The sequence below is a fragment of the Kitasatospora sp. NPDC091207 genome, from assembly GCF_044768625.1.
Classification (GTDB): Bacteria; Actinomycetota; Actinomycetes; order Streptomycetales; family Streptomycetaceae; genus Kitasatospora.
Genome location: NZ_JBIVVS010000037.1, coordinates 60964 through 72809 on the forward strand (window position 1 = coordinate 60964; position 11846 = coordinate 72809).

Genomic DNA, 11846 nt, shown 5'->3' on the forward strand with positions numbered 1-11846 from the left:
CGGGCGAGGTTCCGTCAGACTGGGGGCTCACGTCCGCACATGGGTGTGCGGGCCGGGTCCACTATTGCGGCAGCCAAACGGAAGGGGAGGTTCCGCCTCCCCTCGCACCACCCCGTTTGCGCAATTGCGCTTGGTTGCACCTAGCATCGTTCAGTCCCTACCCCGCACATCGGAGATTTCCGTGCGTTTTAGCCTGACCCCGAAGGAGACGAGTTTCTACGACATGTTCGCCGCCGCCGCGGAGAACCTCGTCGTCGGATCGAAGCTCCTGCTGGAACTGCTGGGATCAGACGTGTCGGCCCGCGCGGAGATCGTCGAGCGCATGCGCGCCGCCGAACACGCCGGGGACGACACCACCCATGCGGTCTTCCACCAGCTGAACTCGTCCTTCATCACGCCCTTCGACCGCGAGGACATCTACAGCCTCGCCTCGTCGCTGGACGACATCATGGACTTCATGGAGGAGGCCGTCGACCTGGTCGTCCTCTACGACATCCAGACCCTGCCCAAGGGTGTCGAGCAGCAGATCGAGGTGCTGGCGCGCGCGGCCGAGCTCACCGCCGAGGCGATGCCGAACCTGCGCAGCATGTCCAACCTCACCGAGTACTGGATCGAGGTCAACCGGCTGGAGAACCAGGCCGACCAGATCCACCGCAAGCTGCTCGCCCACCTGTTCTCCGGCCAGTACGACGCCATCGAGGTGCTCAAGCTCAAGCAGGTCGTGGACGTCCTTGAGGAGGCGGCTGACGCGTTCGAGCACGTCGCCAACACGGTGGAGACCATCGCCGTCAAGGAGTCCTGACCCTCGTGGACATGGCTGCACTCATCGCCGTCCTCGGCGTTGCGTTCTTCTTCACCTACACCAACGGCTTCCACGACTCCGCGAACGCCATCGCCACCTCGGTCTCCACCCGGGCCCTCACCCCGCGGGCCGCGCTCGCGATGGCCGCGGTGATGAACCTGGCCGGCGCCTTCCTCGGCAGTGGCGTCGCGCACACCGTCTCGCAGGGCATCATCGCGACCCCGACCGGCAACCAGGGCATGGCGATCCTGTTCGCCGCCCTCGTCGGCGCGATCACCTGGAACCTGGTCACCTGGTACTTCGGTCTGCCGTCCTCCTCCTCGCACGCGCTGTTCGGCGGCATGGTCGGAGCGGCGCTGGCCGGCGGCACCAAGGTGTTCTGGAGCGGCGTCGTCGACAAGATCGTCATCCCGATGGTCGTCTCGCCGATCGTCGGCCTGGTCGGCGGCTACCTGGTGATGCTGGCGATCCTGTGGATCTTCCGGCGGGCCAACCCGCACCGCGCCAAGCGCAACTTCCGGGTCGCCCAGACCGCGTCGGCGGCCGCCATGGCGCTCGCGCACGGTCTGCAGGACGCCCAGAAGACCATGGGCATCGTGGTCATGGCGCTGACCATCTCCGGCCACCAGACCACCGACAGCATCCCGGTCTGGGTGAAGATCTCCTGCGCCACAATGCTCTCGCTGGGTACCTACGCGGGCGGCTGGCGGATCATGCGGACCCTCGGCCGCAAGATCATCGAGCTGGACCCGCCGCAGGGCTTCGCCGCCGAGGCCACCGCCTCGACGGTCATGTACATCACCTCGTTCGTCTTCAAGGCCCCGATCTCCACCACCCACGTGATCACCTCCGCGATCATGGGTGTCGGCGCCACCAAGCGGATCCGCGCGGTCCGCTGGGGCGTGGCGAAGAACATCGTGCTCGGCTGGTTCATCACGATGCCGGCGGCCGCCGTCGTCGCGGCGCTGATGTACTGGTTCGTCCACCTCTTCTGGGGCTGAGGGACGGGTCCGCGGAGAAAAGACGGTCCGACACGCATGGCAAGGGCCCGCCCCCACATCTCGGGGGCGGGCCCTTCCTCATACTTCGCGGCGGCACCGCCATGCAGCACCACGAAGCAGCTCTCGCTCCGGGCGGTCTAGCCGAAGCGGCCGGAGATGTAGTCCTCGGTCGCCTGCACGGACGGGTTGGAGAAGATCCGCTGGGTGTCGTCCAGCTCGACCAGCTTGCCCGGCTGGCCGACCGCGGCCAGGTTGAAGAAGGCGGTGCGGTCGCTGACGCGGGCCGCCTGCTGCATGTTGTGCGTCACGATCACGATGGTGAACTGCGACTTCAGCTCGCCGATCAGGTCCTCGATGGCGAGGGTGGAGATCGGGTCGAGCGCCGAGCAGGGCTCGTCCATCAGCAGGACCTGCGGCTCGACCGCGATGGCGCGGGCAATGCAGAGGCGCTGCTGCTGGCCGCCGGAGAGGCCGGCACCCGGCTTGTTCAGCCGGTCCTTGACCTCGTTCCAGAGGTTGGCGCCCTTGAGGGACTTCTCCACCACACCGTCCAGGACGGACTTCTTGCGCACACCCGCGAGCTTCAGACCGGCGATCACGTTGTCGTAGATCGACATGGTCGGGAACGGGTTCGGACGCTGGAAGACCATGCCGACCGAGCGGCGGACGGCGACCGGGTCGACGTGCGAGCCGTAGAGGTTCTCGTCGTCCAGGAGCACCTTGCCCTCGACCCGGGCGCCGGGGATCACCTCGTGCATCCGGTTGAGGGTCCGCAAGAACGTGGACTTGCCGCAGCCGGAGGGGCCGATGAAGGCCGTGACCGAGCGGGGCTCGATGCTCATCGAGATGTCCTCGATGGCCTTGGTGGTGCCGTAGAAGGCGGACAGTCCGCTGACGTCGATGCGCTTGGCCATGATCGTTACTTCTCTCGCCCGCGGCCGGGGGCCGCTAATGAATTCGGGGTCGTACGTCAGTCGGTCGCTCAGCGTCCGCCCTTGGGCGAGCGCCAGCGTGCGATGCCCCGGGCGATGAGGTTGAGCCCCATCACGAAGGCGATCAGCACCAGCGCCGCGCCCCAGGCACGGGCGTAGCCGTAGTCGTTGTTCACCACCGCGTACTGCTGCCAGATGTACATCGGCAGCGACTGCTGCGGCCCGTTGAACGGGTCACTGTTGATGAAGTCCGCGCCGAACACCAGCATCATCACCGGGGCGGTCTCGCCCGTGATGCGGGCGACCGCGAGCATCAGACCGGTGGTGATGCCGCCGATCGCGGTGGGGAGGACGATCCGCAGGATGGTCTTCCACTTCGGCACACCGAGTGCGTAGGACGCCTCGCGCAGCTCGTTCGGTACGAGCTTCAGCATCTCCTCGGTGGAGCGGACCACGACCGGCATCATCAGGATCGCCAGTGCGAGGGAGCCCGAGAAGCCCGAGTAGGAGAAGCCGAGGGCGATGTTCCACAGGGACAGGATGAACAGACCGGCGACGATCGACGGGACACCCGTCATGACGTCGACGAAGAAGGTGACCGCCTTGGCGAGCCGGCCCCGGCCGTACTCGACCAGGTAGACGGCGGTCAGCAGACCGATCGGGGCGGCCATCGCGGTGGCCAGCAGGACCTGCTGGATGGTGCCGATCAGCGCGTGGTAGATGCCGCCGCCGGGGCCCGAGTAGCGGACGCCCTTCATCGAGTGGGTCAGGAAGTCGCCGTTCACCACCTCGGCGCCCTGCTGGACGGTGTAGACGGTGAGCGCGGCCAGCGGCACCACGGCCAGGATGAAGGAGACCCAGACCACCGAGGTGGCGAAGCGGTCCTTGGCCTGACGGCGGCCCTCGACCCGGACCGCGAGCCCGTAGCTGATCGCCAGGAACAGCAGCGCCGAGATCAGGCCCCACTGCAGGTGGCTCTCCAGGCCGCCGACCGCACCGATCCCGCAGCCGAGGGCGATCGAGCCGGCGGCGACGGCGGCCGGGGTCCACCGGGGCAGCCGGTTGGCGGTCAGCGGACGGCCGACCGGGCGGGCGTCCGCCGGGGCGGACGTGGTCGCGGCGCTCATGCGTTGGCCCCCGAGTACTCCTTGCGGCGGGCGACGATCAGCCGCGCGGCACCGTTCACCACCAGGGTGATCACGAACAGGACGAGGCCGGAGGCCATCAGCGCGTCCCGGCCGTAGGGCAGGGCCTCGTTGAACTTCAGCGCGATGTTCTGCGCGAAGGTGCCGCCGCCCGGATCGAGCAGGTGGAGCGAGAGGACGTTGTTGGAGGAGAGCACCACCGCGACCGCGATGGTCTCGCCGAGCGCGCGGCCGAGGCCGAGCATCGAGGCCGAGATGATGCCGGGGCGGCCGAACGGCAGCACTGCGGTGCGGATCATCTCCCAGCGGGTCGCGCCGAGCGCGAGCGCCGCCTCCTCGTGCATCCGCGGCACCTGCCGGAAGACCTCGCGGGTCACCGCGGTGATGATCGGCAGGATCATGATGGCCAGCAGGATGCCGACGGTGAACAGGGTGCGCGGCGCGGAGCCGACCCGGGACTGGTCGAAGATGTACGTCCAGCCGAGGTACTCGTCCAGCCAGCTGGTCAGCCCGTACAGGTGCGGCACCAGGAAGAGCGCGCCCCACAGGCCGTAGATGATGCTGGGGACGGCGGCCAGCAGGTCCACCAGGTAAGCGAACGGCTGGGCGATCTTGCGCGGCGCGTAGTGCGAGATGAACAGCGCGATCCCGATCGCCACCGGGACGGCGATCGCCATCGCGATCGCCGCGCTGACGATGGTGCCGAACGCGAGGACGGCGATGCCGAAGACCGGCTTCGCGGCGTCCGGCGTCCACTCGAAGGTGGTGAGGAAGTTGCCCTCGTTCTTGCTCAGGGCGATGCCCGAGCGCCAGGTCAGGAACCCCGCGATGGCGGCCATGATGACCAGCAGCAGGATGCCCGACCCACGGGCGGCGTTCATGAAGATCTTGTCGCCGAGCCGGCTGTCACGCTTGCGGCGTTCCCTGCCTCGCGGGGCGGCAGGGGTGGATGAAGTCATGTGGTCTACTCCGGTCTGGTGGTGCTGCCCCGAGGGGGCGGCACCCTGGCGGCGGTGCCCCGGACGTGCGTGTGAAGGACGTGCTGTCCGGCGGAGCGGCCCCGGCCCCCCTCGTCCACGGGGCCGCTCCACCGGAGGTCTGGCTGGATCAGGCCAGGGTCGGGATGACGGCGTTGACCTTGTCGGTCAGCTCCTTCGGGAGCGCGACGTAGCCGGTGTCGCCGACGGCCTTCTGACCGGCGTCGCTGGCGGCGTAGCCGAGGAACGCCTTCAGGGTGTCGAGGGTCTCGGCCTTGTTGCCCTTGTCGCAGACGATCTCGTAGGTGACCAGGACGATCGGGTAGGAGCCCTCGTCCTTGGTGCCGTAGTCGAGGGTCAGCGCCAGGTCGCTGCCGGTGCCCGCGATCTTCGCCTTGGCGAAGGTGGTGGCGGCGTTGGCGGCGGTGGCCTCGACCGGCTTGGAGGCGCCGGTGGCGATGGCGGCGCTCTTCAGGTTGTTGCTCTGGGCGTAGGACAGCTCGGCGTAGCTGATCGAGTTCTTGACCTGCTTGACCTGGGCCGCGACACCGGCGGAGCCGTTCGCGCCCTGGCCGCCCTTGCCGGCCCAGGCCTTGGCGGCCGGGTAGCTCCAGGCGCCGTTGGAGACCTTGGCGAAGTACTTGGTCAGGTTCTCGTTGGTGCCCGAGTCGTCCGTGCGGTGGACGGCCTGGATGTCGGCGTCCGGCAGCTTGGCGCCCGGGTTCAGCGTGGCGATCGCCGGGTCGTTCCACTTGGTGATCTGCGAGTCGAAGATCTTGGCGATGGTCGGGCCGTCGAGGACCAGGTTGTCGACGCCGTCCACGTTGTAGACGATCGAGATCAGACCCGCGACGAGCGGCAGGTTGATGCCCTGGCCGCCGGTGCAGACCTTCTTGCTGTCCTCGACCTCGGCCGGCTTCAGCGGCGAGTCGGAGCCGGCGAACTGGATCTTGCCCTGGTTGAACTGCTGGACACCCGCGCCCGAGCCGCCGCCGCCGTAGTTGATGCTGGAACCGGAGCACGCGCCGCCGAAGTTGTTCTTCCAGACGTCGATCGCGTTGCCCTGCGCGGTGGAGCCCGCGGAGATCAGGGCGGCGGGCTTGGTGCCGCAGTTGATCGCGGGGGCGGAGGCGGAGCCACCGCTGCCGCCGGACGCGTTGGTGTTGTTCTCGTCCGAACCGCAGGCGGCGAGCGACAGCGAGCTGACGAGCGCCATGGCACCGATGGCGAGGGCCTTGGAGCGGCCGTTCCGCTGGAGCTTCACAGGGTGTCCCTTTCTGTGGCATTGCCCGGCACGCGGGCCGTTACGACACGGCGGAGCGCGGGTTTTGCTGTGGTCCGGGGCCCGTTCGGCCCTCCGGTATCCCCGAAGTTAGGCCGGGCAAGTGACGCGTCAGCCGGTCGGAAGTGAACGGAGAGTGAACCTCGAACGGATGACAGGAAACTACGTCAGGTAGTAACGGTTGCGTCACGGCAAGGGCGCGGGAAGATCACCACCGGCACCACCGGCACCGGCCCCGGCTACGAGGACCGGACCGGCCGCGCGCCGAGCAGCGCCAGCAGCGCGTCCACCAGCAGGCGGTCGCGGTCGTGCGTCAGCCGGGCCCGGGCCTTGCCCGCCGGCAGCCACTCCAGCCGGTCCACCTCGCGGTTGGGCCGGAACGCCCCGGCCGACGGCACCGCAGCCCAGTACCGGACCTCCTTCGGCCGCCCCTGCGCCAGGTAGTGCTGCGTCGGCAGCTCCTCCCCCAGCACGCAGCTGAACCCGGTCTCCTCGCGCACCTCGCGCAGCGCCGCCTCGACCACGCCCTCACCGGGATCGAGCTTGCCCTTCGGCAGGCTCCAGTCGTCGTACTTGGGGCGGTGGATCAGCGCGATCCGCGGCCGCCCGAGCCGGCCGCTCTTCTTCGGCCGCCCCGGCAGCCAGAGCACCGCGCCGGCGGCCAGTACGACCGGTCCCCGGCCGGCCCGCGGGCCGCTGACGGTCGGGCCGTGGGCCCGCTCGGTGCTCAGGCGGTTGCGCAAGTCATGCCGTCCGGGGTGCGGGGGTGTACCCCCAGCCCTCGGCAGGGGGGATCTCCAGCCAGCCGTCCAGGCCGGGCGGGAGCTCGGGCCACCGGCGGCCGAAGGCGTACCGTGCCGCCTCCACCTCCAGTCGTTGATCAGCATGCACCACACCGAGCACATAGGCGGTCGCGGGCGTGATCCTCGGCGTCCGCGCCGCCGTCGAGGCGGTGACCGCCGCGTCCGCCGCCTCCTGGTGCCGGCCCAGCACCCCGTCCAGCTCGTCCAGCTCGACGGCCGGGCGGCCGCACACCTCCAGCGCGTAGCGGGCCCGCTTCACCAGGATCCGGACCCGGTGCCACGGCGCGTCGTCCGCCGCCAGGGCCGCGTCCGCGTCCACCTCTCCCCGGGCCGCCGGCACCGCGCCCAGCCGCCGCAGCCCGTCCCCGCCGTACGGGGTGGCGGCCCGCCGCAACGGCAGCTGCTGGGCGCTCGCCGTCAGCGCGCCGAAGGCCGCCGCCGCCTGCGGCAGCAGCACCGCGCCGGCCCGGCCGCCGGCGGCCTCCAGCAGCGGCGCGTCGGCGACCAGCAGGGTCATCCGGTCCGCCAGCGCGTGCAGTCGCGCCGAGCGGAGCTCCTGCAGCACGGTCGAGTGCGCCCTGGTCCGGGCCAGCGTCAACTGGCGGTCCAGCAGTGCCCTCGCCTTCGGCACCCCGGCGTGGCCGGCCAGCATGCCGGCGCCGTCCGTCTCGCTGCCGCTCAGCGCGTCCAGGGCGCCCAGCAAGCGGGCCGCCCGGCGGACGTACCCCGGCTCCAGCGCCAGCAGGTTGAGCAGCCAGCGCAGCTCGGTGCGCGACTCCTGGGCCCAGGTCTGCTCGAAGGTCGCCCCGAAGGTGTGCAGCAGCCCGCCGATCCGCCGTACCGCCCGCAGCAGGTCGGCCGTACCGGCGGGCGGGACGACGCCCGCCCCCGGTCTGGCACCGACCTCGCCCACCGCGGTCGGCAGCGCGCGCAGGAACGCCCCGGCCTGGGCCGTGAGGTGGCTGGAGAGGATGTCCCCGGCGGTCGCGGTGGAGGCCGCCTGGGCCGTCATCGGCGCATCGGTCATGACTAGGTAGATCCCCGTTCCCCCGGGGCCGTCCCCCGGGGCTGGTGGCCGACCGCTGCAGCGGGTCCCGACCGGCTCGGCGGCTCGCGTGGGCGGCTCGCCTCAGTGGGTCGCTCCAGCGGGTCGTGGCGGCGACTCGCGATCAGCGGGCGGTGGCGGCCCGGCGGCGCTGGCGCGAGTCGATGAGCAGGTCCTGGACGTGCCGCAGCGGCTTGCCCTCGGCGTCCTGGGCGTGGCGCGTCCAGGCGCCGTCCGGCCCGAGGTGCCAGGCCTCGGTCTCGTCCGACACCCCGAGGTCGATCAGCCCGGACAGCTCGGCCCGGTGCGCCGGGTCGGTGATCCGCATCAGCGCCTCGATCCGGCGGTCCAGATTGCGGTGCATCATGTCGGCGCTGCCGATCCACACCTCCGGGTCCCCGTTGTTGCCGAAGACGAAGATCCGCGAGTGCTCCAGGAAGCGCCCGAGGATGCTGCGGACCCGGATGTTCTCGCTCAGACCCGCCACGCCCGGCCGGATCGCGCAGATCCCGCGCACCCAGACGTCCACCGGCACCCCGGCCTGGGAGGCCCGGTAGAGCGCGTCGATCACGGCCTCGTCGACGATCGAGTTGACCTTGAGCTTCACGTACGCCGGACGGCCGGCCCGGTGGTGGGCGATCTCGTTGTGGATCCGGGAGGTCAGACCGTCCCGCAGACCGCGCGGCGCGGTCAGCAGCCGCCGGTAGGACTCGCGGCGCGAGTAGCCGGAGAGCCGGTTGAAGAGGTCCGAGAGGTCCGCGCCGACCTGCGGGTCCGAGGTCAGCAGCCCGATGTCCTCGTAGAGCCGGGCCGTCTTCGGGTGGTAGTTGCCGGTGCCGACGTGCGAGTAGCGCCGCAGGGTGTCACCCTCCTGGCGGACCACCAGGGACAGCTTGCAGTGCGTCTTCAGCCCGACCAGGCCGTAGACGACGTGGCAGCCGGACTCCTCCAGCTTGCGGGCCCACTTGATGTTGGCCTGCTCGTCGAAGCGCGCCTTGATCTCGACCAGGACCAGCACCTGCTTGCCGGACTCGGCCGCGTCGATCAGCGCGTCCACGATCGGCGAGTCGCCGGAGGTCCGGTACAGCGTCTGCTTGATCGCCAGGACGTCCGGGTCGGCCGCGGCCTGCTCCAGGAAGGCCTGCACCGAGGTGGAGAAGCTGTCGTACGGGTGGTGCAGCAGGACGTCCCGCTCGCGCATCGCGGCGAAGATGTCCGGCTGCGAGGCCGACTCCACGTCGGTCAGCCCGCGCGCCGTGCCCGCGACGAACTTCGGGTACTTCAGCTCGGGGCGGTCCAGGTCGGCGATGCCGAACAGCCCGGTGAGGTCGAGCGGACCGGGCAGCGGGAAGACCTCCGCCTCGGTGATGTTCAGCTCCCGCACCAGCAGGTCCAGGATGTAGGGGTCGATCGACTCCTCGACCTCCAGCCGCACCGGCGGGCCGAAGCGCCGCCGCATGAGCTCCTTCTCCAGGGCCTTGAGGATGTTCTCGGTGTCGTCCTCCTCGACCTCCAGGTCCTCGTTCCTGGTCACCCGGAAGGCGTGGTGGGCGAGCACCTCCATCCCCGGGAAGAGCTCCTCCAGGTGGGCCCCCATGACGTCCTCCAGCGGCACGTACCGCTGCGGGGACGCCTCGAGGAAGCGGGCGAGGGACTGCGGCACCTTCACCCGGGCGAAGTGCTTGTGCCCGGAGACCGGGTTGCGCACGACCACGGCGAGGTTGAGGGAGAGCCCCGATATGTAGGGGAAGGGGTGCGCCGGGTCCACCGCCAGCGGGGTGAGCACCGGGAAGATCTTCTGCCGGAAGAGGGTGTGCAGGCGGGCCTGCTCCTTCTCGGCCAGCTCCGGCCAGCGGACCAGCTCGATGCCCTCGCCCGCGAGGTCCGGCAGGACCTCCTGCTGGAAGGCGGCGGCGTGCCGCGCCATCAGCTCGCGCGAGCGGGTCCAGATCAGGTCCAGCACCTCGCGCGGCTGGAGACCGGAGGCGCTGCGCTGGGCCACTCCGGTGGCGATCCGGCGCTTCAGGCCGGCCACCCGGACCATGAAGAACTCGTCCAGGTTGCTCGCGAAGATCGCGAGGAACTTGGCGCGCTCCAGCAGCGGGATCTGCGGATCCTCGGCGAGCTCCAGGACCCGCTCGTTGAACGCGAGCCAGCTGCGCTCGCGGTCCAGGAACCGGCCCTGGGGCAGTTCGTCGAACGCTTGCTCGTCCGCGGCCGGCAGCTCCGGCGGTATCCCCAGCGCACTGGACATCCTGGCCGGAGGGGACAGCGGGGCAGAGACAGGGCGGGGGATGCTCATGGGCTCCAGCTCCTCCAGCAGGACGGCGTCCGGACGGGAAAGGCTCTGCGGGCCGTCGTCATCGCCCAGCGCCAACGCCCACCCACCCGGCGCGGTCTGCACAGGACCGGCCAGCGGGTGTCGGCCGACGCTGCACGAGCGAGACACTACGGACTTCATCCTGTGATCTTCGCGGCAGCAATTGAATCCACGGTAAACACCGCATGGCCAGGAGGAAAGCTGAGTCGGTCGGAGCCGGGGCGTGCGGGCACACCCGTTGCTTCGGCCCCGGCTCTCCGCTATGCCGTCCCGACGCCGCCCGGACCGTCGCTTCACGCCTGCCGTGCGGCACCGCGGCGCGGCCGGATCCCGGCCCGGCCGCGGTCGGGCGCCGTCCCTGCCGCGCCGGGTGCCGCTAGGCCGTTCCGGGCCCGCGGTACTGAACGCGGTACATCAGGTCCACCTCGTGAATGGTGAACCCCAGTCGTTCATATACCCGCACAGCGGCGGGATTGTCAGCATCCACATAGAGCAGAACCGTCTCCAGCCCTCGCTCGCCCGGGCCGCCGCCGGTCAGGTGACGCAGTCCGGCCGCGGTGAGTGCCCGGCCCAGGCCGCTGCCCTGCTCCGCCGGGTCCACGCCGACCACGTACACCTCACCGAGCGCCGGCTCGGTGGCCGACGCCGGGTGCACCTTCGTCCAGTGGAAGCCGACCGCCCTGCCCCCGCGGGTGGCGAGGAAGAAGCCGGCCGGGTCGAACCAGGGTTCGGCCAGCCGGTCCGCGAGGTCCTGCTCGGTCCAGGCGCCCTGCTCCGGGTGGTGGGCGAAGGCCAGCGCGTTCAGCCGCAGCCACTCGGCGTCGTCCTCACCGGGACGGAAGGTCCGCAGCTCGATACCGTCCGGAAGCGCGACGGACTCGGTCTGCGCGCCGGTCCGGCGCATCTGCCGCAGCTCGCGGACCAGCTCGGCCCCGTACGTGTCGGCGAGGTGCCGGGCGGCCGGGTGGCCACCGTGCACCCAGACGTCCACATGATCACGGCCGGCCCGGTGCGCCTCGGCGAGCACCGCGTCCACCAGCGGCCGGCCGAACCCGCGCCCCCGGGCGGCCGGCCCCACCACCAGCTCGGCCGACGGGTTGGCGTCGGTACCCGGGCCCTGGGGCAGCTCCAGCTGCCCGTACCCGACGACGTCCGCCGCGGCCCCGGGCGCCGGCGCCGCTCCGGAGCCGGCCTGCTGGATGAAGTGGATCGCCCCCGGACGGGCCGCGTCCGAGGAGCGAAGCCGCAACCGCCCCTGCTCGGACACCGCGGCCCGGCCGTCCACCGCCTGGGCCTCCGTCAGAACGCGCAGCGCGCCGTCCCGCGCCGGCGCCCGCAGCACCTCCCGGGCGACGACGGCCCCCTCGCCGGTCGCCGGTGCTCCGTTGTAGACCCGTTCCTGCTGAGCGTCCTGATCGTCCATGCCCTGACGATACGTCAAGGAAAACGCAAAGAACCCCCCGATCCGAAGGGATCAGGGGGTTCTTCACAATGATTGTTCGGCGGCGTCCTACTCTCCCACAGGGTCCCCCCTGCAGT

General features: G+C 70.7%; 10 protein-coding genes. 2 read left to right on the plus strand and 8 right to left on the minus strand.

Annotated features, from left to right (window positions below; genetic code table 11):
• Positions 1-181: 181 nt before the first annotated feature.
• Together ACIQTO_RS35585 and ACIQTO_RS35590 are read left to right on the plus strand one after the other, a co-directional pair.
• Positions 182-802, plus strand: coding sequence for a DUF47 family protein (locus tag ACIQTO_RS35585; protein WP_359914173.1), 621 nt, complete (start codon positions 182-184; stop codon positions 800-802).
• Positions 803-807: 5 nt separating this feature from the next.
• Positions 808-1803, plus strand: a complete 996-nt coding sequence (locus ACIQTO_RS35590) for an anion permease (protein ID WP_402397186.1) — start codon at positions 808-810, stop codon at positions 1801-1803.
• A 137-nt stretch (positions 1804-1940) separates the two neighbouring features.
• On the opposite strand, the gene pstB is transcribed toward ACIQTO_RS35590, so the two are convergent.
• The 8 genes from pstB to mshD form a co-directional block, all read right to left on the minus strand.
• A complete protein-coding gene (pstB, locus tag ACIQTO_RS35595; protein ID WP_380575787.1) occupies positions 1941-2717 on the minus strand; it encodes a phosphate ABC transporter ATP-binding protein PstB in 777 nt (258 codons plus the stop codon).
• A gap of 68 nt (positions 2718-2785) precedes the next feature.
• Positions 2786-3862, minus strand: coding sequence for a phosphate ABC transporter permease PstA (gene pstA, locus ACIQTO_RS35600; RefSeq protein WP_402397189.1), 1077 nt, complete (start codon positions 3860-3862; stop codon positions 2786-2788).
• Positions 3859-4839, minus strand: coding sequence for a phosphate ABC transporter permease subunit PstC (gene pstC / locus ACIQTO_RS35605; RefSeq protein ID WP_402397192.1), 981 nt, complete (start codon positions 4837-4839; stop codon positions 3859-3861). The genes pstA and pstC overlap by 4 nt, the downstream gene beginning before the upstream one ends.
• Before the next feature lie 148 nt (positions 4840-4987).
• The gene (gene pstS, locus ACIQTO_RS35610) at positions 4988-6121 is read right to left on the minus strand and encodes a phosphate ABC transporter substrate-binding protein PstS (RefSeq protein ID WP_402397195.1); all 1134 of its coding nucleotides are present in this window, start codon (positions 6119-6121) and stop codon (positions 4988-4990) included.
• Positions 6122-6378: 257 nt separating this feature from the next.
• Positions 6379-6804 carry an NUDIX hydrolase gene (locus ACIQTO_RS35615; RefSeq protein ID WP_402397207.1) on the minus strand — a complete coding sequence of 142 codons (426 nt, stop codon included), beginning with the start codon at positions 6802-6804 and terminating at the stop codon, positions 6379-6381.
• A gap of 79 nt (positions 6805-6883) precedes the next feature.
• Entirely contained in the window at positions 6884-7969 is a 1086-nt protein-coding gene (locus tag ACIQTO_RS35620; protein WP_402397197.1) for a CHAD domain-containing protein, read from the minus strand.
• 142 nt (positions 7970-8111) lie between these two features.
• Positions 8112-10289, minus strand: coding sequence for an RNA degradosome polyphosphate kinase (locus ACIQTO_RS35625; protein ID WP_402397209.1), 2178 nt, complete (start codon positions 10287-10289; stop codon positions 8112-8114).
• Positions 10290-10683: 394 nt separating this feature from the next.
• Positions 10684-11730, minus strand: coding sequence for a mycothiol synthase (gene mshD / locus ACIQTO_RS35630; protein ID WP_402397199.1), 1047 nt, complete (start codon positions 11728-11730; stop codon positions 10684-10686).
• Between the last annotated feature and the right edge of the window lie 116 nt (positions 11731-11846).

Coding starts and splice junctions, on each gene's coding strand:
- ACIQTO_RS35620 (WP_402397197.1), bottom strand. CDS start 7,969: ATGACCGATGCGCCGATGACGGCCCAGGCGGCCTCCACCGCGACCGCC.
- pstC (WP_402397192.1), bottom strand. CDS start 4,839: ATGACTTCATCCACCCCTGCCGCCCCGCGAGGCAGGGAACGCCGCAAG.
- pstB (WP_380575787.1), bottom strand. CDS start 2,717: ATGGCCAAGCGCATCGACGTCAGCGGACTGTCCGCCTTCTACGGCACC.
- mshD (WP_402397199.1), bottom strand. CDS start 11,730: ATGGACGATCAGGACGCTCAGCAGGAACGGGTCTACAACGGAGCACCG.
- pstA (WP_402397189.1), bottom strand. CDS start 3,862: ATGAGCGCCGCGACCACGTCCGCCCCGGCGGACGCCCGCCCGGTCGGC.
- ACIQTO_RS35625 (WP_402397209.1), bottom strand. CDS start 10,289: ATGAGCATCCCCCGCCCTGTCTCTGCCCCGCTGTCCCCTCCGGCCAGG.